This is a genomic window from Streptomyces sp. NPDC029152, assembly GCF_055564355.1.
Genome location: NZ_JBVHWR010000006.1, coordinates 290,359 through 309,551, shown reverse-complemented (window position 1 = coordinate 309,551; position 19,193 = coordinate 290,359). Strand labels below are relative to the sequence as shown.

Sequence of the window (19,193 nt, the reverse complement as noted above, 5' to 3'; positions counted from 1 at the left end):
CCCCGACACCCCACAGTGAGGACGGTTCCCCCGATGGCCACGGGCAGTTCGCGCACGACCGGATCCACGAGCGACGGCGGCATCAGCACCTTCAAGGGGGAGGAGCGGGCGCTGCGCGCGGACCGGCTGGGCACGGGGGGCCTGCTCCTGTCCGTCCTCGCCGCCACCGGGCCCCTCATGGTGGTAGCCGGGGTCATGCCCACCACGTTCGCGGTGATGGGCATCGTCGGGCAACCGCTGCTCTTCGTGATCCTGGGCGTGGTGCTGATCCTGTTCAGCGTCGGCTACGCCGAGATGAGCCGCCACGTCCACAACGCGGGCGCGTTCTACGCGTACATCTCCCGCGGCCTCGGCGGCACCGCCGGCGCGGGCGCCGCCCTCGTCGCGCTGGTCGCCTACAACGCCCTCCAGGTCGGCATCTACGGCATCCTCGGCTTCGAGGTCTCCGGTCTCCTCGCCACCTACGCCGACCTCGAGGTCGCCTGGTGGATCCCCGCGCTGCTGGCCGTGCTCGCGGTCGGCACGCTGGGCTGGCTGAAGATCGACGTCAACGCGCGCGTGCTCGGTGTGCTGCTGCTCATCGAGGTGGTGCTCGTCGTCGTGTTCGACGTCGCCGCCGTCGCCGATCCGGGCCCCCAGGGACTGTCGCTGCACGCCTTCGACCCCGGCACACTGACCGGGGCGGGAGTCGGGACCGCCCTGTGCTTCTGCATCGCCGCCTTCCTCGGCTTCGAGCAGGCGCCCGTGTACGCCGAGGAGACCAGCCGGCCGCACGTCCTGGTGCCGCGCGTGATGTTCCTCGCCGTCGGCGGCGTCGCCGTCTTCTTCGCGCTCAGCAGCTGGGCCCTGACCGTCGCCACCGGCCCCGGCCGGATCGTCGGCACCGCGCAGGAGCAGAGCGCGGGACTGCTCTTCTTCCTCACCGAGTCACGGCTCGGCTCCACCTTCACCGACGTCCTGCACGTGCTGTTCGTGACCGGCATGTTCGCGGCCCTGCTCAGCTTCCACAACGTCGTCGCCCGGTACGCCTTCGCCATGGGCCGGGAGGGCCTGCTGCCCGCCGCCTTCGGACGCACCAGCGGCACCAGCGGCGCGCCCGGCACCGGCTCGCTGCTCCAGACCGCCGTGTCCGCCGTCGTGGTCGCCGGCTTCGCGATCGCCGACGACGGGCCGGCCGGCGACCCGACCGAGCCGGTCCTGCACCTGTTCACCTGGGGCGGCAACATCGGTGCCCTCGGGGTGATCGTGCTGATGGCGGCGGCCTCGTTCTCCGTGGTCGCCTTCTTCGTCCGCCGCGGCGCCGCCGGCCCCCAGGGCGTCCGCCTGGCGACCTCCGCCGTCGCGGGCCTCGCCCTGCTGGTGATCGCCGGGTACACGGTGAAGGACTTCGACGTCCTCGTCGGCGCCGGCCCCGGCTCGGCCCTGAGCTGGATCCTGCCCGGCGTCATCGGCCTCGCCGCGGCCGGCGGCCTGGTGCAGGGCCTGGTCCTGCGGGCCCGCGCGCCAGAGCGGCACGCCCGCATCGGCCTGGGCAACGAGGCCTTCCGGCTGGACAGGGCGGCCGACGAGGTGTCCTGAGCCCCGCGAGCGGTACGCACGACGACGGCGCCCGCCCCCGGTGGACCGGGAACGGGCGCCGTCGTCGTGGCCGTGCGGGACACGGCCGTCGTACCGCTACAGCACCAGGGAGAGCAGCAGGACCAGACCGCCTCCGACCACCGAGATGATCGTCTCCATGAGGGACCAGGTCTTGATGGTCTGGCCGACGTCCAGGCCGAAGTACTCCTTCACCAGCCAGAAGCCGGCGTCGTTGACGTGGCTGAAGAAGAGCGAGCCGGCGCCGATGGCCAGGACCAGCAGGGCCGCGTGGGTCGTCGACATGTCGGCCGCCAGCGGTGCGACCAGACCGGCCGCCGAGACGGTCGCCACCGTCGCCGAGCCGGTCGCCAGCCGGATCGCCACCGCGATCAGCCAGGCCAGCAGCAGCGCCGGGATCGACCAGTCCTCGGAGATCTCCAGGATCATCTGGCCCACGCCGGAGTCGATCAGCGTCTGCTTGAAGCCGCCGCCCGCGCCGACGATCAGCAGGATGCCCGCGATGGGCGCGAGCCCCTTCTCGACCAGGCCCGAGACGCGGTCCTTGGCGAAGCCGGCGGGCCGCAGCAGCGTGAAGATGCCCACGATCACGGCGGCGAGCAGGGCGATCAGCGGCGAGCCGACGACGTCGAAGACGCGCTGCACCAGCTGGTCGGGGTCGTCGACGATGATGTCGACGAGCGCCTTGGCGAGCATCAGCACGACCGGCAGCAGGATGGTGACGAGGGTGGCGCCGAAGCTCGGGCGCTTCTCCAGCGTCTCGGAGGCGCGCTGCGGGATCATGCGGTCGGGGGCGGGGACGTCCACCCAGCGGGCCGCGTACTTCGAGAAGACCGGGCCGGCGATGATCACCGTCGGGATCGCGACCAGGACACCGAGCGCCAGGGTCACGCCGAGGTTGGCGCCGAGCGCGTCGATCGCGACCAGCGGGCCGGGGTGCGGCGGCACCAGACCGTGCATCACGGACAGACCGGCCAGCGCCGGGATGCCGATGCGCATCAGGGAGTAGTTGCCGCGCTTGGCGACCATCAGCACCACCGGGATCAGCAGCACGATGCCGACCTCGAAGAACAGCGGCAGCCCCACGACGGAGGCGATCAGCACCATCGCCCACGGCATCGACCGGATGCTCGCCTTGGCCAGGATGGTGTCCACGATCTGGTCGGCGCCGCCGGAGTCGGCGAGCATCTTGCCGAGGATCGCGCCGAGGGCGATCAGGACGCCGACACCCGCGACCGTCGAGCCCAGCCCGGCGGTGAAGCTGGCTATGACCTTGTCCAGCGGGGCCCCGGCGAACGCGCCGAGCGCCAGCGTCCCGATGGTCAGGGACAGGAAGGCGTGCAGCTTGAACTTGGTGATGAGCAGGACGATGACGGCGATGCCCAACAACACGGCGATGCCCAGCTGGGCGTGGCCGGCCGAGGTGATGGGCTCGGCGGTGTCCGCTGCCAGCATCTCGACGCTGAGTCTGGTCACGGTGATTCCCTTGCGGTGATGGGGATTCGGGGGAGGGCGAGGCCGCGCGCACCGGTGGTGGCACGGCCCCGGGGGAGGTCGTGGGGGGACGGCCCGCTACCGGGCCGCCGGGTCACAGGGCCGGTTCGGGGAGGGCCTTCAGGGCGTTCGCCGCCCGTTCGGTGATCTCCTCGGGGCTGCCGGCGACGTCCACCGCGACCCCCGCCTCGTCCGGCTCCAGCGGCTGGAGCGTGGCGAACTGGGAGTCGAGCAGGGCCGTCGGCATGAAGTGCCCCTCGCGGTGCGACATCCGGTCCTCGATCAGCTCGCGGCTGCCCGTGAGGTGGACGAAGACGACGCCGGGAGCGGCGGCCCGCAGCCGGTCGCGGTACGACCGCTTGAGCGCCGAACTGCTCACCACCCCGCCGAGCCCGGCCCGCCCGTGCGCCCAGCCGCCGATGGCGTCCAGCCAGGGCCAGCGGTCCTCGTCGGTGAGCGGGGTCCCGGCCGTCATCTTGGCGATGTTGGCCGGCGGGTGGAAGTCGTCGCCCTCGGCGTAGGGAACGCCGAGCCGGGCCGCGAGCAGGGGACCGATGGTGGTCTTCCCGGTGCCCGCCACGCCCATGACCACGACGACATGGGGGGTGTGCAGTTGCTGCATCGCACTCTCGCTGTCTTCGTCGACACGTGATGTCCAGGCAACTGAAACCTATTAGGTACGACGAATTCAAGAGTGTGTGATGTATAAGTCTGACTTTTTGTTCCCGTGACGCGCCCCGTACGCTGAGTGCATGAGCACACCGGGCCGGGGGCTGCACGGCCGCGTACTGGACACCCTCGGCCCCGCGATCACCGCAGGCGACTACCCCGCGGGCAGCGTCCTGCGCACGGACGAGCTGGCGCAGCGTTTCGAGGTGTCCCGCTCCGTGATGCGCGAGGCCGTCCGCGTGCTGGAGTCCATGCACCTGGTCGAGTCGCGCCGCCGCGTGGGCGTGACCGTCCTGCCCGAGTGCGAGTGGAACGTCTACGACCCGCAGGTCATCCGCTGGCGCCTGGCCGGCGCCGACCGCCCGCGCCAGCTGCGCTCGCTGACCGTGCTGAGGTCGGCGGTCGAACCGGTCGCGGCGGGACTGGCCGCCAGGAACGCCACCCCGGAGCAGTGCGCCGAGCTCACCGAGTGCGCGCTCGGCATGGTGGCCAACTCGCGCGGCCACAAGCTGGAGGGGTACCTCTTCCACGACGTGGCCTTCCACCGCGTCATCCTGACCGCGTCCGGCAACGAGATGTTCGCCCGCCTCGGCGGCGTCGTCGCCGAGGTCCTGGCCGGCCGCACGCACCACGACGTGATGTTCGAGGACCCCGACCCGGCCGCCGTCACCCTGCACGTCCGGGTCGCCGAGGCCGTCCGTGCCCGGGACGCCGAGCGCGCCGAGCGGCTGACCCGCGAGATCACGGTCGGGGCCCTCCAGGAACTGGACATCCTGGCGCCGTAGCGGGGCCTAGGCGAGGAACTCCCCGTCGACGTACACCCACGCCCCGTCGACCCGCTCGAACCGGCTCCGCTCGTGCAGCGAGCCGCCGCGGTACGAGGCGCGGAAGGTGACCGTGCCGGTGGAGTGGAACGCGGACCCGTCGGCCGTGTCCAGGATCTCCAGCCCGGTCCACCGCGTCCCCGGGTCCAGGTCGAGACGCGCCGGCCGCGTCCTCGGGTGCCACGTCCGCAGCAGGTACCCCGCGTCGCCCTTCACGAAGGCGCTGTACCGCGAACGCATCAGCGCCTCGGCGCTCGGCGCGGACGCCGCCCCCGCATGGAAACGGCCGCAGCACTTCTCGTACGCCTCGGGCAGCCCGCACGGGCAGGAACGCGTGGTCATGGCGGCCATTGTGCCCCCTCGGACGCCGCCCCGGAAAAACAGAAGACCCCTGCTCAGCAGGGGTCTCGTCTGGTGTCCGAGGGGGGACTTGAACCCCCACGCCCGATAAAGGGCACTAGCACCTCAAGCTAGCGCGTCTGCCATTCCGCCACCCGGACAAGGTGTCTGTCGTGCGGGGTGTTCCCCGCGGCGACGACGTAAACATTACCAGGCTTTCGGGGGTGCCCGATCACCCCCCGTCCCGGCGTGAACGGCGTGTGACGGGCCGGGTCCGGTCTTGGGCCCCGGCGGCCGGAGGGGGAGGATGAGGGGGACCCACCAGCAGTGACAGCGGGAGGAAGCACGTGAGCGAGTCGGGCACGGCCAGGAGCGTCACCGGCGAGGACGAGGTCGTCGACCTCTGCCGCGAGCTGATCCGGATCGACACCAGCAACTACGGCGACCACTCGGGCCCCGGAGAGCGCGAGGCGGCCGAGTACGTCGCCGAGAAGCTCGCCGAGGTGGGCCTCGAGCCGCAGATCTTCGAGTCCCACCCGGGACGCGCCTCCACGGTGGCCCGGATCGAGGGCGAGGACCCGTCCCGGCCCGCGCTGCTCATCCACGGCCACACCGACGTCGTCCCGGCCAACGCGGACGACTGGACCCACCACCCCTTCTCCGGCGAGGTCGCCGACGGGTGCGTGTGGGGACGCGGCGCCGTCGACATGAAGGACATGGACGCGATGACCCTCGCGGTCGTCCGCGACCGGATGCGCAGCGGCCGCAAGCCCCCGCGGGACATCGTCCTGGCGTTCCTCGCCGACGAGGAGGCCGGCGGGACGTACGGCGCGCGCCACCTGGTCGACAACCACCCGCACCTCTTCGAGGGCGTCACCGAGGCGATCAGCGAGGTGGGCGGTTTCTCCTTCACCGTCAGCGAGCAGCGCCGGCTGTACCTGATCCAGACGGCCGAGAAGGGCATGCACTGGATGAAGCTGACCGTGGCCGGCACCGCCGGGCACGGGTCGATGATCCACCGCGACAACGCCATCACCGAGCTGTCGGAGGCCGTCGCGCGCCTCGGCCGGCACCGGTTCCCCGTCCGCGTCACGAAGACCACCCGGGCCTTCCTCGACGAACTGGGCGACGCCCTCGGCACCGAGCTGGACCCCGAGAACATGGAGGGGACGCTCGCCAAGCTCGGCGGCATCGCCAAGCTCATCGGCGCGACCCTGAGCAACACCGCCAACCCCACGCAGCTCGGCGCGGGCTACAAGGTCAACGTCATCCCCGGCGAGGCGACCGCCCACGTCGACGGACGGTTCCTGCCCGGACACGAGGAGGAGTTCCTCGCCGACCTCGACCGGATCCTCGGGCCGAACGTGCGGCGCGAGGACGTCCACTCCGACAAGGCCGTCGAGACCACCTTCGACGGAGCCCTCGTGGACGCGATGCAGTCCGCGCTGGTGGCGGAGGACCCGGCCGCGAAGGCCATCCCGTACATGCTCTCCGGCGGGACGGACGCCAAGTCGTTCGACGACCTCGGCATCCGCGGCTTCGGCTTCGCGCCGCTCAAGCTGCCTCCGGAGCTGGACTTCGCGGGCATGTTCCACGGCGTCGACGAGCGTGTGCCGGTGGACGGCCTGCGGTTCGGCGTGCGAGTGCTCGACAGGTTCATCGACGCGTCCTGAACGGCCCGCCGGAACGAGGCTTCACCCTTCCCGTATTCGACCGTCCGTGCGGACGCTTACCGGGAAGGGTGAATGCGCTCATAAGCTCGTAGCCTCATTACTCCTTCCTCGTTACAAGTGATGCGATCGGCAATCTCGGATCGCCTTTGCCAACTAGGAGGAATAATGCTCAAGAAGGTCGCCGCCGCTGCGGTCGCCACCGGTGGTCTGGTTCTCGCGGGTGCGGGCGTGGCCGCCGCCGATTCCGGTGCGCAGGGTGTCGCCGCCCACTCCCCGGGCATCGTTTCCGGCAATGTCGTCCAGGTTCCCGTCCACGTTCCGGTGAACGTCTGCGGTAACACGATCTCCGTGATCGGCCTGCTGAACCCCGCCTTCGGCAACGTGTGCGTCAACAAGTGACGTCGCGTCCCGCCCCGTGAGGGACCGAGTCCGCGGCCCCGGAGCGCGCGCCATGCGCTTCCGGGGCCGCGGCCTTGGGACAAAGGACATCCAGCGTGCACCAGTGCCGGGACGACGGAATTCCCGGCGCTACGGGACTACGGCAAGACAGGGAATGCGGAAATGCGACAGGTCACCCGCAAGGGCCTGATGACGATGGCGGCCGCCACCGGCGTGCTCGCCGCCGTGGGCGGCGCCGCCCACGCCGACTCGGGGGCGCACGGATCCGCCTCGGACTCACCCGGCGTACTGTCCGGCAACACGGTGCAGGCGCCCGTGCACGTGCCGGTGAACGTCTGCGGCAACACGGTCGACGTCGTCGGCGTCCTCAACCCGGCGATGGGCAACGCGTGCGCCAACCGGGGCGGCGGCTCCGGCGGCCACGGCGGTTCGCACGGGGGCTCGCAGGCCGGCGGCCACGCCACCGACTCGCCCGGGATCATCTCCGGCAACCACGTCGAGGTGCCGGTCCACGTGCCGGTGAACGTCTGCGGCAACACGGTCGACGTCGTCGGCGCCCTCAACCCGGCCACGGGCAACGACTGCGCCAACGAGGGTGGCGGAGACCACACCACCCCGCCGGGCAACCCCGGCGAACCCGGTAACCCCGGCGAACCCGGTAACCCGGGCACCCCCGCCACCCCGGGCGACGAGACGCCGGGCGGCTCCTCGCACGGCAACCAGCCGGGTGCCCGGGCCGTCGCCCCGCCCCGGAGCGACGCGCAGCTCGCCGAGACCGGCAGCGAACTGCCGCTGGGGCTCGCCCTGCCGGTGGGCGCGGGCATGCTGCTCGCGGGCACGATGCTCTACCGCAAGGCGCGCGCCTCGGCCTGACACGGCGGACCGGCACACCGACCGGACCCCGCACGGCGGGGCCCGCTCCGGTTCTCTCACCGGCGCCCGGGCCGCCCCGGGCGCCGGTCACCAGGTGGCGCGCACCTGGCGGATGATCCGCCGCCGCAACCGCACCCTGCGGCTGCCGTCGCGCAGCAGGCTCAGGCGGTACAACTCCCAGTGTCCGTACTCGGCGTGGTCGGTCAGCAGACGGGTCGTCTCCTTGCGGGAGACCCCGCGAGGCACGTACACGTCGACAAATTCGTATTCCGGCATCGCATCTATTGTGCGGGCTGGGGCCCGGTACGGATAGCGTCTGCACTATGTCTGATGCTGCGCAGCCCACCGCTGCCGAGGTACGCGCCGCCGCCGAGGCGGTCAAGACCGCGCTCGACCGCCACCTGGCCGCGGTCGAACGCCGGTCGGGGGAGGACGACCCGGCCGTCTACCAGGCGTTCAACGAGCTGGCCGCGGCCGCGGAGGCGTACGACGAACTGCTCTACGACCGCTATGACGAGGTGACCCCCTTCGAGATCCCCGGCGCCGACGAGACGCCGCCGTACACCGGCCCCGAGGAACCGAACGCGCTGAGCGTGCTGATCCGCCGCGACTACGCGGTGGCGGAGCCGCAACGGCTGATGGCCCAGGCGCGGCGGATCGAGGCGGCCGGCGACGATGCGGACGTGGGTGCGGACGTCTCCGGCACGGTCCACGGGGCGCTCGGCATCCTGTTCGGCGAGTTCGAGGCGGACGAGATCGCCTCCCGGCACAAGGAGTTCGGCCTGGAGGAGGGCGACTCCACGCTCTGGGTGACGGCCTCGGACGAGAGCGCCGAACCGGGCGAGTGGCTGGAGGCACCGTTCGACCAGGTCGACTCCCAGCGGGTGGTCTGCCGCTTCGACGTCAGCGCGGTCTTCGACGACGAGTTCGACGACGATGACGATGACGACGTGCCGGACCTGGAGGAGGACCTCGACACGGACCTGGACGAGGAGCCCGACGAGGACGAGGACGACGAGCCGGAGCGGCTGCGGGCGGACCGCTGAGCGGCCCACCACGCACGGCGGCGGTCACGGGGTGCGTCCCCGCGACCGCCGCCGTCGTATCCGTGCGGGGCGCCCGCGCCCCGCGGCTCAGCCGCTCACCGGGACCTGCGGAGCGAGCAGCGCCGGCAGCCGGGTCGTCCGCGGTCTGGCCCGCACCTCGGCGACGGCGCGGGGCAGCGCCTGGTCCACGCCGTGCACCACGGACAGGTGACGGGCGGCCCGCCCGAACGCCGTGTAGACCCACGGGCGGCTGAGCGCCTGCGCGGCGTCGCCGGGCAGGACCACGACCACCGCGGGCCAGCGGCCGCCGACCGCCTGGTGCGCGGTCAGCGCCCAGCCGTGCCGCACGGTCCGCTCCAGCCGCTCCCTGGGGACGACGACCGTCTCCCCCGCGCAGGACAGGTGCAGTCCGTCGGCGTCGGCCTTCACCACACGGCCCGGCAGCGTACGGCCCGGCACGGGGGAGTAGGCGACGCGGTCGCCGGGGTCAAAGCCGCCGAAGCGGCCGGGGCCCGGATTCAGCCGCTCCTTCAGGGCCGCGTTGAGTGCCCGCGTGCCCGCCGCGCCGCCGTGGCCCGGGGTGATCACCTGGGTCTCCTCGGCGGGGACGCCGATCGCGCGCGGCACCGAGTCCGCGACGAGCTGCACGGTCCGGTGCACGGCCTCGCCCGCGTCCCGCACGGGCACGATCACGACCTCCTTGCCGGGCGCCTCGACCTGTCCCAGCTCGCCGATGCCGATGCCGGAGACCAGCTCGCCCAGCGGGCCCGGGTCCGGACGCCGAGAGGCGACCTGGGGACAGATCCGCGCCGCCAGCAGATCCGCGAAGACCCGCCCCGGCCCCACGGACCACAGCACGCCCGGGTCGCCGGCCAGCACCAGCCGTGCCCCGTCGGGCAGCGACTCCGCCAGCAGGGCGCCCGTCTCGACGTCCACCTGCGGCGCGTCGAGCACGACGAGCAGATCGAGGTCCAGCGCGCCGTCCGCGTCCCGCCCGGGCCCCTCGGACCCGGCCAGCAGCCCGGCCAGGGTGACGACGCGCGGGTCGTCCGGGGCCGGGTCGTCCGGTGCGGGGGAGTCCGGGTGCGGCGCCGCCGTCCGGTCGGCCGACAGGGCGGCGAAGCGGTCGCGGCCGAGCGGGCCGTGCGCGGCGGCCCAGGCGCGCAGCCCGAGGCCGTGCGCGGCACGCAGCAGGGCCGCCGGTTCGGCCAGGGACGCCTCCCCGCCGGTGTGCAGGACCAGCCCGTGCTCCGCGACCGCACGGATCAGGTCGGCGGCGGAACCCCGCGCGGACGCGGCGGCCCGCTCCCAGTCCTCCGCCGCGCCGCCCTGCTTCGGCACCGAGACGACCAGCCGGGCCAGGCCGTCGGCGAGGCTCTCCTCCGCGAGCGCGTACCGCTCCAGGCCGACCAGGACCCGCACCGGGCGCTCCTCGGCCTCGGCCTCGTCCGTCCCCTCCGCCCCCGCGTCGCCCGGGCGGACACCGGCCTCCTCCAGGGCGTCCTGGAAGACCAGGGCCTCGCCCTCGGCGAGGGTGCTCTGCACGGCGGCGTCGGGGTCCGGCACGCCCCGCTGGGCCAGCGCGGCCGTGAGCCGCGGCAGCTCCAGGGCCGTGTGCCCGGACAGGGCCGCCTGCTCCAGCAGCCAGACGGTGACCGCACGTCCCCGCCGCTCGTCGTCCGGGCCGCACTCCGCGCCGAGCAGCGCCCGGGCGAACCCGTCGGCCTGCTCCGGCCGCACCCCGGTGACCCGCAGCAGCTGCCAGGGGTCCGCTCGCAGCGACTGCTCCGCCTCCTCGCCGAGGAGCGCGGCGGCCTGCGGCGCGAGCGTCTCGGGAGCGCCACCCTCGGCCAGGACGCGCCGCACGGCCCGGACGGTCTCCGGCGCGGGTCCCGCGGGCACGGCGGCGGGACCGGCCGGCGTCGGCTGCGGGCGTCGTACCGGCTCGGGGGCGGGGCGGCGGGGCGCCGCGGGCCGGGACCCGCCGGAGCCCGCGGCGGCCGGCTTCTCGCCGCTCTCCACGGCGCGCACGGCGGCGAGCAGCTCGGCCGCCGTGCCGCTGAGCTTGCCGCCGCTGTCGATCGGCTGCCGCTTCTCGGCCTTGCGCCGCTCGATCCGCTCCCGCTCCAGCCGCTGGGCGGCCAGCTCGGCCTCGGCCTCGGACAGCTGGGCCGCCGTGCCCTCCCCCGCCGCACCGGCGCCGTCCCCGGCCTGCGGCGCGTCCTCAGCGGCCGGCGGCTCGCCCTCCCCGGCGGTGTCCTCGGCATCGGTGACGCCGGGCTTGCGGGCCAGCGGCTCCCCGGCAGCCTCCGCGTCGGCGGCCCCGCCGCCGGACGGGGCGCCGTCCACGGCGTCGCTCGGCTCGGCCCCCTGCGCGGCGCCCGGTGTCCCCGGCTCGGCGTCCACGGCGTCCGCGGTGTCCTCGGCGGGTTCGGGCTGCGTGCTCACAGCGTGCTCCAGTCGTGATCGGGATAGCGGTGCACGGGCGCCGACACGTCGTCGAGCGCCCGGCGGATCTCGTCAGGAAGACTAAGGGCCTCCACTGACAACGCCGCCGTGAGCTGCTGCGCGTTGCGCGGGCCGATGACCGGGGCGACCACCCCGGGCCGGTCCCGGACCCAGGCCAGGGCGACCTGGAGCGGGGTCACCGCGAGCCCGTCCGCCGCCGTCGCCACCGCGTCCACGATGTGACCGGCCGTGTCGTCGAGGTAGGGCTCGACGAAGGGGGCCAGGTGCTCCGAGGCGCCCCGCGAGCCCGGCGGGGCCGCGCCCTTGCGGTACTTGCCCGTGAGGACCCCCCGGCCCAGCGGCGAGGAGGGCAGCAGACCGATGCCCAGGTCCAGGGCGGCCGGCAGCACCTCGCGCTCGACGCCGCGCTGCAGCAGCGAGTACTCCACCTGCGTGCTCGCCAGCCGGTTGCGCACGTCCGGCGCCGCCAGCTGCCAGGTCGCCGCCTTGGCCAGCTGCCAGCCGCAGAAGCCGGAGACCCCGGCGTAGCGGGCGCGGCCGCTGCCGACCGCCACGTCGAGGGCGTGCAGCGTCTCCTCCAGCGGTGTGTGCGGGTCGAAGGCGTGCAGGTGCCACACGTCGACGTGGTCCGTGCCGAGCCGGGCGAGGGAGGCGTCCAGCGCGGAGAGCAGGTGGCCGCGCGATCCGTCGGAGCGGCGGTCGGGGTCCGCGACGCTGCCCGCCTTGGTCGAGATCACCAGGTCCCGGCGCGGCACCAGGCCCTCCATGAGCCGGCCGAGGAGGTACTCGGCCTCCCCGTCGCCGTACACGTCCGCGGTGTCGACGAGCGTCCCGCCCGCTTCCCAGAAGGTCTTCAGAAGGTCCGCCGCGTCGTGCTCGTCGGTGTCCCTGCCCCAGGTGAGGGTGCCCAGCCCGATGCGGGACACGCGCAGGCCGGTGCGGCCGAGATGCCTCTGCTCCATGAACGCCGACATTACTGGCCACGGCTTGCGCCGTGGGGGCCTGTGGACGACCGGGTGCGCGCGCTAGGGTCGGGGCACCACAGACGTTACTGATCGGTAAGGGGAATCGGCCATGCAGCTCGGGATCAACCTCGGCTACTGGGGTGCCGGAATGGACGCGGACAACCTGGCCGTGGCCAAGGAGGCCGACCGGCTCGGCTACGCCGTGTGCTGGGCCGCCGAGGCCTACGGCTCGGACGCCGCGACGGTGCTCACCTGGGTCGCCGCGCAGACCGAGCGCATCGACGTCGGCTCGGCCATCTTCCAGATCCCCGCCCGCCAGCCGGCCATGACCGCGATGACGGCCGCCACCCTCGACTCCCTCTCCGGCGGCCGGTTCCGCCTCGGCCTCGGTGTCTCCGGGCCCCAGGTCTCCGAGGGCTGGTACGGCGTGAAGTTCGACAAGCCGCTCGCCCGCACCCGCGAGTACGTCGAGATCGTGCGCAGGGCGATGACCCGGGAGCGGCTGTCGTACGAGGGGCGGCACTGGACGCTGCCGCTGCCCGGCGGCCCCGGCAAGCCGATCAAGCTGACCGTGCACCCGCAGCGCGAGCACATCCCGCTGTACATCGCCGCCATCGGCCCGAAGAACCTGGAGCAGACCGGCGAGATCGCCGACGGCGCCCTGCTCATCTTCCCGTCCGCCGACCACCTGGAGGAGACCGCGATCCGGCACCTGCGCGCCGGGCGCGAGAAGGCCGGGAAGACCCTCGACGGCTTCGACGTCGTCCCCACGCTGCCGCTCGCCCTCGGCGACGACAAGGACGTCACCGCGCTCGCCGACACCTTCCGCCCCTACACCGCGCTCTACGTGGGCGGCATGGGCAGCCGCGAGCAGAACTTCTACAACCAGCTCGCCCAGCGCATGGGCTACGAGCGCGAGGCCGCCGAGATCCAGGACAGGTACCTGTCCGGCGACAAGCAGGGCGCCGCCGCGGCGGTACCGCACGACCTGATCGACCGGACCACCCTGCTCGGCAGCGTCGACCGGATCGCGGACCGGATGAAGGCGTACGCCGCCGCCGGTGTCACCACGCTGACCCTCGCTCCCGCGGGCTTCACCCTGGACGAGCGGATCGCCGCGCTCCGCGCCGGCACCGAGGCCCTGGAGCGCGCCGGGCTCGCCTGAGGGCGGCGCGCGTCCTGAAGGGCCCTGCGGCCGTGGTGGGGGCTCGGGGGTCTTCCCCGCCACGGCCGTCACGCGGAACAACGCGTCCGCGCGCACGGGGTTACGCCCTCCCGCACGCGCGCCCTCCTTCGTTCGGCGGACTCGTCCGTCGCACCTGTTGCCGTGTCCCGCGTCCCGCACTTGACTCGTTCTTTGCGGAATCCACGGAATCCACGGATCCGCGGGACCCTGCGGAGGCAGAGAGGTGCCGGCGATGCTTTCGGTCAAGAGCCTGTTCCAGGAGATCCTCGACAACGACGAGACGTTCCGCCTCTTCTGCTCCATCGCCGCCAGCGGCGAATCGCAGGGCGGCTGGGAGAACGCGCGCATCGCGGCGCTGGTGCCCGAGAGCGAACGCTCCCTCGCCCCCAAGATCGCCCGGCACGGCGCGGACGAGGACAAGCACGGGCGGATCTTCAACGCCCTGCTGAGGAAGCGCGGCCTCGAACCCGTCGAGGTGCCCCCCGACACCGACTACACCATGCTCCTGGAGCGGCACGGCATCGGCCTCGCCCACGAGAAGCTCAAGGCCGACCGGTCCCTGACCGTGCGGGACGTCATCACCTACCTCGCGCACAGCAGGGTCACCGAGCAGCGCGCGGCCGAGCAGATGGCGCTGCTCCTCAAGCACTTCGCGGACCATCCCGACCTGGGACGGGCCGTGCGCGTGATCTCGGCCGACGAGGACAACCACCTCGCCTACTCCCACGAGGAACTGCTGCGCTACGCCGCCGCCGGACACGGCCGCCACATCCGGCGGACGCTGCGCGAGTGCGCCCACGCCGAGATCCGCGTCCACCGGGACGTCAGCCTCGCGGTGATGGCCCGCATGGGCCGTCTGCTCGGCTGGTCGCGGGCGAGGTCGGCGCTGCTCGCGGCGGGCATCCACGCGACGTACGCCTACGAGCGGCTGGCCGGCTGGCGCCGGATGGTGACCCTGCGGACGCCCGAGCGGCGCGACGCGCTGGGCGGACCCGCGACCGCGGCCCCCGAACTCGCCTGAGGGGCCGGCACCCGCCGCGCTACAGCCAGCCCCGCCGCTTGAACGTCCGGAACAGCAGCACTTCCAGCACGGCCATCACGACGATCACCACCGGGTAGCCCCACACCCAGCGCAGTTCCGGCATGTGCTCGAAGTTCATGCCGTAGACCCCCGCGAGCATCGTCGGCACGGCGGCCATGGCCGCCCACGCGGAGATCTTCCGCATGTCGTCGTTCTGCCGGACGCCCGTCTGCGCCAGGTGCGCCGACAGGATGTCCGAGACCAGCCGGTCCAGTCCCTCCACCGACTCGTTCACGCGCGTGAGGTGGTCGCTCACGTCCCGGAAGAAGGGACGGGCCCTGTCGTTCACGAACGGCACACCGGCGCCGAACGCCCCCGTGCCGGCCAGCCGGGCCAGCGGCGGCGCCAGCGGCCCGGTGGCGCGGCGGAACTCCAGGACCTGCCGCTTGAAGTTGTAGATCCGGGACGCGGTGTGCCGGGACCCGCCGCCCTCCGGTGAGAAGACCTCCGCCTCCAGCTCCTCCAGGTCGGTCTGCAGCTCGACCGCCACGTCCAGGTAGTGGTCGACGGCGGCGTCCGCTATCGCGTACAGCACGGCGGTGGGCCCCTTGCCGAGCAGTTCCGGCTCGTGCTCCAGGCGCTGCCGCACCGCCTTCAGCGGAGCGCCTTCGCCGTGCCGGACGACGACCACGAACGCGTCGCCCAGGAAGACCATGATCTCGTCGGTGGACACGGTGTCGCTCTCCGGTTCGTACACCACCGGCTTGAGGACGGCGAAGAGCGAGTCCTCGTACACCTCCAGCTTGGGCCGCTGGTGTGCCTTCAGGGCGTCCTCCACGGCCAGGGGGTGGAGCCCGAACTCCTGTGTGACCAGGTCGAACTCCTCCTCCGTCGGCTCGTGCAGCCCGATCCACACGAAGCCGCCCGCCTCCCGCGCCTCGCCGAGCGCGTCGGAGAAGTCCTCGGGTCCGTCCGTCCGGCGCCCGCCCCGGTAGACAGCACAGTCGACGATCACCGAACGCAGTCTCCTCTCACCCCGTCGCCCTCGCACCGCCTCGTGCGCCTACCCTGGCCGCATGCCCACGCTGATCCTGGTTAGGCACGGACGTTCCACCGCCAACACCGAGGGGCTGCTCGCCGGCTGGACGCCCGGCGTCGCCCTCGACGAACGCGGGGCCGCCCAGGCCGCCGCGCTGCCCGGGCGGCTCGCCGGACTGCCGCTCGCCGAGGTCGTCGCCAGCCCGCTGCAGCGCTGTCAGGAGACGATCCGGCCCCTGCTCGACGCCCGCCCCGGTCTGCGGGCGCACACCGACGAACGGATCGGGGAGTGCCACTACGGCGACTGGTCCGGCCGCAAGCTCGCCGAACTCAAGGACGAGCCCCTGATGGAGGTCGTGCAGGCGCACCCCTCCGCGGCGGCGTTCCCCGGCGGCGAGTCGATGCGCGCCATGCAGACCCGCGCCGCCGAGGCGGTACGCGAGTGGAACGCGCGCGTGGAGCGCGACCACGGCGCCGACGCCGTCTACCTCATGTGCTCCCACGGCGACATCATCAAGTCCCTCGTCGCGGAGGCGCTCGGCCTCCACCTCGACCTCTTCCAGCGCATCTCCGTCGAGCCCTGCTCCGTCACCGCGATCCGCTACACCCGGCTGCGGCCGTTCCTCGTCCGCCTCGGCGACACCGGGGACTTCGCCTCCCTGGCGCCGCGCGAGGAACCCGCGGAGGGCGACGCCCCGGTCGGTGGTGGTGCGGGCGCACCGTGATCGTCGGCCGCAGTAGGGTGAAGCGATCGCAGCAGTGACCGCCCCCCGATTCCCGCTTCCCCCGACTTCCCATGGAGACAGGACGTGTCCCGTCAGGTGTTCCTCTACGACCGCCCGGATCGTTTCGTGGCCGGCACGGTCGGGCTTCCCGGACGCCGTACGTTCTTCCTCCAGGCCATCGCCGGCTCCCGGGTGACCAGCGTGGCACTGGAGAAGACCCAGGTCGCCGCGCTCGCCGAACGCATGGACGAACTCCTCGACGAGGTCGTGCGGCGCAGCGGCGGCAGCACCGTCGTACCCGCCGTGGCCCCCACGGAGATCGCCGACACGGCGCCGCTGGAGACCCCCGTCGAGGAGGAGTTCCGGGTCGGCACCATGGCGCTCGCCTGGGACGGCGAGGACCAGTGCATGATCATCGAGGCGCAGGCCCTGGTCGAGATCGAGGCCGAGTCCGAGGAGGATCTGGCCGAGGCCGAGGAGCGGCTCCTCCAGGACGAGGAGAACGGCCCCCCGATGCTCCGGGTCCGCCTCACCGGCGCGCAGGCCAGGGCCTTCGCCAAGCGCGCCCTCGACGTCGTCAACGCCGGGCGGCCGCCGTGCCCGCTGTGCAGCCTCCCGCTCGACCCGGAAGGACACGTATGTCCGCGCCAGAACGGATACCGCCGCGGAGCGTGACCACCGACGCGGCGACCGCCGAGCTGCTCGCCCGGGGCGAGCTGACCGTGCGCGGCCGCATCCGTGAGGCGTCCAACGCGGCGCTGTACTGCACGGTGGCTCACGAGGGTCGCGAGGCGGCCTGCATCTACAAGCCCGTGGCGGGGGAGCGCCCCCTGTGGGACTTCCCGGACGGCACGCTCGCCCAGCGCGAGGTCGCCGCGTACGAGGTCTCCGAGGCGACCGGCTGGGGCCTCGTGCCGCCCACCGTGCTGCGCGACGGCCCGTACGGCGAGGGCATGGTCCAGCTGTGGATCGACGCCGTGCCGGAGTCGGAACTGCTCGCCCTGGTGGAGGCCGAGGAGCCCGGCCCCGGCTGGAAGGCCGTCGCGTTCGCCGAGGTCGGCGAGGGCCGCACGGCGCTGCTCGTGCACGCCGACGACGAGCGGCTGCGCCGGCTCGCCGTCCTGGACGCCGTCGTCAACAACGCCGACCGCAAGGGCGGCCACCTGCTGCCCGCGGCGGGGGCGCGGCTCTACGGCATCGACCACGGGGTGACGTTCCACGCCGAGAACAAGCTGCGCACGCTCCTGTGGGGCTGGGCGGGCAACCCGCTGACCACGGAGGCCCTGGCGGCGCTCGACGCCCTCCGGGAGGCCCTGGGGGACGGCGCACCGCTGGCGGCCCGGCTCGGCGAGCTGATCACCCCCGCCGAACTGGACGCCACGCGCGCGCGTGTCGACGCCCTCCTGGAGTCCGGGAGGCACCCGGAACCGGGCGGGGAATGGCCGGCCATCCCCTGGCCGCCGGTGTAGGAACCGACCCGCACAGCGGCCGGTATCGCGCAAGAGCGCCTTACCGGCCATCCGGTCCGGTCCGGTTCGTGGACGGAACACCCGTCCGGTTAGGCTCATGACATGCATGCCTGGCCCGCTTCCGAGGTCCCCGCCCTGCCTGGTCAGGGCCGCGACCTGAGGATCCACGACACCGCGACCGGCGGCCTCGTCACCCTCGACCCCGGTCCCGTCGCCCGTATCTACGTCTGCGGCATCACCCCGTACGACGCCACCCACATGGGGCACGCGGCGACCTACAACGCGTTCGACCTCGTGCAGCGCGTGTGGCTCGACACCAAGCGGCAGGTTCACTACGTCCAGAACGTCACCGACGTCGACGACCCCCTCCTGGAGCGGGCCGAGCGGGACGGCGTCGACTGGACCGCCCTCGCCGAGAAGGAGACCGCCCTCTTCCGCGAGGACATGACCGCGCTGCGCATGCTCCCGCCGAAGCACTACATAGGCGCCGTGGAGGCCATACCCGGCATCGTCCCGCTCGTCGAGCGGCTGCGTGACGCCGGCGCCGCCTACGAGCTCGAGGGGGACGTCTACTTCTCCGTCGAGTCCGACCCCCACTTCGGCGGCGTCTCCCACCTCGACGCGGCCGCCATGCGGCTGCTGTCCGCCGAGCGCGGCGGCGACCCGGACCGGCCGGGCAAGAAGAACCCGCTCGACCCGATGCTGTGGATGGCGGCCCGCGAGGGCGAGCCGAGCTGGGACGGCGGCTCCCTCGGCCGCGGACGCCCCGGCTGGCACATCGAGTGCGTGGCCATCGCCCTCGACCACCTCGGCATGGGCTTCGACGTCCAGGGCGGCGGCTCCGACCTGGCCTTCCCGCACCACGAGATGGGCGCCTCGCACGCCCAGGTGCTCACCGGCGAGTTCCCCATGGCCAAGGCGTACGTCCACGCCGGCATGGTCGCCCTCGACGGGGAGAAGATGTCGAAGTCCAAGGGCAACCTGGTCTTCGTCTCCCGGCTGCGCCGCGACGGCGTCGACCCGGCCGCCGTCCGGCTCACCCTGCTCGCCCACCACTACCGCTCCGACTGGGAGTGGACGGACCAGGTGCTGCGGGACGCCGTCGCCCGGCTGGAGCGGTGGCGCGCCGCCGTGTCCCGGCCCGACGGCCCGCCCGCCGAGGCGCTCGTCGAGGAGATCCGCGAGGCCCTCGCGAACGACCTGGACTCCCCGGCCGCGCTGGACGCCGTCGACCGCTGGGCGGCCCTCCAGCAGGAGACCGGCGGCACGGACACCGGCGCGCCCGGTGTCGTCTCCCGCGCGGTGGACGCGCTGCTGGGCGTCGCGCTGTAGGGCCCGGACAAAGAGGCAAGGGGGCTTCCGCGGCCAACGCCTGCGGAGGCCCCCGCCCCTGTGGTGGGGTGTGGA

19 protein-coding genes and 1 tRNA gene are annotated in these 19,193 nt (G+C 73.3%); 12 read left to right on the top strand and 8 right to left on the bottom strand.

Annotated features, from left to right (window positions below):
* Positions 1–33 precede the first annotated feature (33 nt).
* Positions 34–1,578: an APC family permease gene (locus ACZ4V6_RS15660; protein WP_467827095.1), complete on the top strand. Its 1,545-nt coding sequence runs from the start codon at positions 34–36 to the stop codon at positions 1,576–1,578.
* A gap of 96 nt (positions 1,579–1,674) precedes the next feature.
* Here the strand turns inward: ACZ4V6_RS15660 and ACZ4V6_RS15655 are convergent, their stop codons facing one another.
* Positions 1,675–3,072, bottom strand: a complete 1,398-nt coding sequence (locus ACZ4V6_RS15655; RefSeq protein WP_467827093.1) for a GntP family permease — start codon at positions 3,070–3,072, stop codon at positions 1,675–1,677.
* Positions 3,073–3,184: 112 nt separating this feature from the next.
* Positions 3,185–3,712 carry a gluconokinase gene (locus ACZ4V6_RS15650; protein ID WP_318217875.1) on the bottom strand — a complete coding sequence of 176 codons (528 nt, stop codon included), beginning with the start codon at positions 3,710–3,712 and terminating at the stop codon, positions 3,185–3,187.
* Positions 3,713–3,842: 130 nt separating this feature from the next.
* Between ACZ4V6_RS15650 and ACZ4V6_RS15645 the strand changes: the two genes are divergently transcribed.
* Complete coding sequence (locus ACZ4V6_RS15645) at positions 3,843–4,544, top strand: FadR/GntR family transcriptional regulator (RefSeq protein WP_467827090.1); 702 nt, start codon at positions 3,843–3,845, stop codon at positions 4,542–4,544.
* Positions 4,545–4,550: 6 nt separating this feature from the next.
* Here ACZ4V6_RS15645 and ACZ4V6_RS15640 read toward each other — a convergent pair whose 3' ends face one another.
* Positions 4,551–4,925, bottom strand: coding sequence for a YchJ family protein (locus ACZ4V6_RS15640; protein WP_467827087.1), 375 nt, complete (start codon positions 4,923–4,925; stop codon positions 4,551–4,553).
* Positions 4,926–4,995: 70 nt separating this feature from the next.
* A tRNA-Leu gene (locus ACZ4V6_RS15635) sits at positions 4,996–5,083 on the bottom strand.
* A 186-nt stretch (positions 5,084–5,269) separates the two neighbouring features.
* On the opposite strand from ACZ4V6_RS15635, the gene ACZ4V6_RS15630 reads away from it, so the two are divergent.
* From ACZ4V6_RS15630 to ACZ4V6_RS15620, 3 genes are all read left to right on the top strand, one after another.
* Positions 5,270–6,595, top strand: coding sequence for a M20/M25/M40 family metallo-hydrolase (locus ACZ4V6_RS15630; RefSeq protein WP_467827084.1), 1,326 nt, complete (start codon positions 5,270–5,272; stop codon positions 6,593–6,595).
* A 165-nt stretch (positions 6,596–6,760) separates the two neighbouring features.
* The gene (chpH, locus tag ACZ4V6_RS15625; RefSeq protein ID WP_467827081.1) at positions 6,761–6,994 is read left to right on the top strand and encodes a chaplin ChpH; all 234 of its coding nucleotides are present in this window, start codon (positions 6,761–6,763) and stop codon (positions 6,992–6,994) included.
* A 162-nt stretch (positions 6,995–7,156) separates the two neighbouring features.
* Positions 7,157–7,867, top strand: coding sequence for a chaplin (locus ACZ4V6_RS15620; RefSeq protein ID WP_467827079.1), 711 nt, complete (start codon positions 7,157–7,159; stop codon positions 7,865–7,867).
* A gap of 87 nt (positions 7,868–7,954) precedes the next feature.
* Here the strand turns inward: ACZ4V6_RS15620 and ACZ4V6_RS15615 are convergent, their stop codons facing one another.
* Positions 7,955–8,143, bottom strand: coding sequence for a DUF5703 family protein (locus tag ACZ4V6_RS15615; RefSeq protein ID WP_027758838.1), 189 nt, complete (start codon positions 8,141–8,143; stop codon positions 7,955–7,957).
* A 47-nt stretch (positions 8,144–8,190) separates the two neighbouring features.
* Here ACZ4V6_RS15615 and ACZ4V6_RS15610 point away from each other — a divergent pair, with 47 nt between their 5' ends.
* Entirely contained in the window at positions 8,191–8,913 is a 723-nt protein-coding gene (locus tag ACZ4V6_RS15610; protein ID WP_467827077.1) for a hypothetical protein, read from the top strand.
* Between the two features lie 87 nt (positions 8,914–9,000).
* On the opposite strand, the gene ACZ4V6_RS15605 is transcribed toward ACZ4V6_RS15610, so the two are convergent.
* The gene (locus tag ACZ4V6_RS15605; RefSeq protein WP_467827075.1) at positions 9,001–11,361 is read right to left on the bottom strand and encodes a helix-hairpin-helix domain-containing protein; all 2,361 of its coding nucleotides are present in this window, start codon (positions 11,359–11,361) and stop codon (positions 9,001–9,003) included.
* On the bottom strand, positions 11,358–12,344 hold the full coding sequence (locus tag ACZ4V6_RS15600; protein WP_467827072.1) for an aldo/keto reductase: 987 nt from the start codon (positions 12,342–12,344) through the stop codon (positions 11,358–11,360). The genes ACZ4V6_RS15605 and ACZ4V6_RS15600 overlap by 4 nt, the downstream gene beginning before the upstream one ends.
* A gap of 112 nt (positions 12,345–12,456) precedes the next feature.
* Between ACZ4V6_RS15600 and ACZ4V6_RS15595 the strand changes: the two genes are divergently transcribed.
* A complete protein-coding gene (locus ACZ4V6_RS15595) occupies positions 12,457–13,512 on the top strand; it encodes an LLM class F420-dependent oxidoreductase (RefSeq protein WP_467827069.1) in 1,056 nt (351 codons plus the stop codon).
* 253 nt (positions 13,513–13,765) lie between these two features.
* On the top strand, positions 13,766–14,554 hold the full coding sequence (locus tag ACZ4V6_RS15590) for a ferritin-like domain-containing protein (RefSeq protein ID WP_467827067.1): 789 nt from the start codon (positions 13,766–13,768) through the stop codon (positions 14,552–14,554).
* A gap of 19 nt (positions 14,555–14,573) precedes the next feature.
* On the opposite strand, the gene corA is transcribed toward ACZ4V6_RS15590, so the two are convergent.
* Positions 14,574–15,569, bottom strand: coding sequence for a magnesium/cobalt transporter CorA (corA, locus tag ACZ4V6_RS15585; protein ID WP_467827064.1), 996 nt, complete (start codon positions 15,567–15,569; stop codon positions 14,574–14,576).
* Between the two features lie 61 nt (positions 15,570–15,630).
* Between corA and ACZ4V6_RS15580 the strand changes: the two genes are divergently transcribed.
* The 4 genes from ACZ4V6_RS15580 to mshC all read left to right on the top strand — a co-directional run bounded on the left by ACZ4V6_RS15580 (position 15,631) and on the right by mshC (position 19,118).
* Positions 15,631–16,317 carry a histidine phosphatase family protein gene (locus ACZ4V6_RS15580; RefSeq protein ID WP_467827061.1) on the top strand — a complete coding sequence of 229 codons (687 nt, stop codon included), beginning with the start codon at positions 15,631–15,633 and terminating at the stop codon, positions 16,315–16,317.
* A gap of 84 nt (positions 16,318–16,401) precedes the next feature.
* On the top strand, positions 16,402–16,992 hold the full coding sequence (locus ACZ4V6_RS15575; protein ID WP_467827058.1) for a DUF3090 domain-containing protein: 591 nt from the start codon (positions 16,402–16,404) through the stop codon (positions 16,990–16,992).
* The gene (locus ACZ4V6_RS15570) at positions 16,956–17,786 is read left to right on the top strand and encodes an SCO1664 family protein (RefSeq protein WP_467827055.1); all 831 of its coding nucleotides are present in this window, start codon (positions 16,956–16,958) and stop codon (positions 17,784–17,786) included. The genes ACZ4V6_RS15575 and ACZ4V6_RS15570 overlap by 37 nt, the downstream gene beginning before the upstream one ends.
* A 102-nt stretch (positions 17,787–17,888) precedes the next feature.
* Complete coding sequence (mshC, locus tag ACZ4V6_RS15565; protein WP_467827052.1) at positions 17,889–19,118, top strand: cysteine--1-D-myo-inosityl 2-amino-2-deoxy-alpha-D-glucopyranoside ligase; 1,230 nt, start codon at positions 17,889–17,891, stop codon at positions 19,116–19,118.
* The last annotated feature ends 75 nt before the right edge of the window (positions 19,119–19,193 follow it).

Bases quoted from the DNA above. Each gene is read 5' to 3' on its own strand.
- ACZ4V6_RS15615 (WP_027758838.1), bottom strand. From the start codon at position 8,143: ATGCCGGAATACGAATTTGTCGACGTGTACGTGCCTCGCGGGGTCTCC.
- ACZ4V6_RS15650 (WP_318217875.1), bottom strand. From the start codon at position 3,712: ATGCAGCAACTGCACACCCCCCATGTCGTCGTGGTCATGGGCGTGGCG.
- ACZ4V6_RS15610 (WP_467827077.1), top strand. From the start codon at position 8,191: ATGTCTGATGCTGCGCAGCCCACCGCTGCCGAGGTACGCGCCGCCGCC.
- ACZ4V6_RS15590 (WP_467827067.1), top strand. From the start codon at position 13,766: ATGCTTTCGGTCAAGAGCCTGTTCCAGGAGATCCTCGACAACGACGAG.
- mshC (WP_467827052.1), top strand. From the start codon at position 17,889: ATGCATGCCTGGCCCGCTTCCGAGGTCCCCGCCCTGCCTGGTCAGGGC.
- ACZ4V6_RS15580 (WP_467827061.1), top strand. From the start codon at position 15,631: ATGCCCACGCTGATCCTGGTTAGGCACGGACGTTCCACCGCCAACACC.
- ACZ4V6_RS15595 (WP_467827069.1), top strand. From the start codon at position 12,457: ATGCAGCTCGGGATCAACCTCGGCTACTGGGGTGCCGGAATGGACGCG.
- chpH (WP_467827081.1), top strand. From the start codon at position 6,761: ATGCTCAAGAAGGTCGCCGCCGCTGCGGTCGCCACCGGTGGTCTGGTT.
- ACZ4V6_RS15620 (WP_467827079.1), top strand. From the start codon at position 7,157: ATGCGACAGGTCACCCGCAAGGGCCTGATGACGATGGCGGCCGCCACC.
- ACZ4V6_RS15600 (WP_467827072.1), bottom strand. From the start codon at position 12,344: ATGGAGCAGAGGCATCTCGGCCGCACCGGCCTGCGCGTGTCCCGCATC.
- ACZ4V6_RS15640 (WP_467827087.1), bottom strand. From the start codon at position 4,925: ATGACCACGCGTTCCTGCCCGTGCGGGCTGCCCGAGGCGTACGAGAAG.
- ACZ4V6_RS15645 (WP_467827090.1), top strand. From the start codon at position 3,843: ATGAGCACACCGGGCCGGGGGCTGCACGGCCGCGTACTGGACACCCTC.
- ACZ4V6_RS15660 (WP_467827095.1), top strand. From the start codon at position 34: ATGGCCACGGGCAGTTCGCGCACGACCGGATCCACGAGCGACGGCGGC.
- ACZ4V6_RS15570 (WP_467827055.1), top strand. From the start codon at position 16,956: ATGTCCGCGCCAGAACGGATACCGCCGCGGAGCGTGACCACCGACGCG.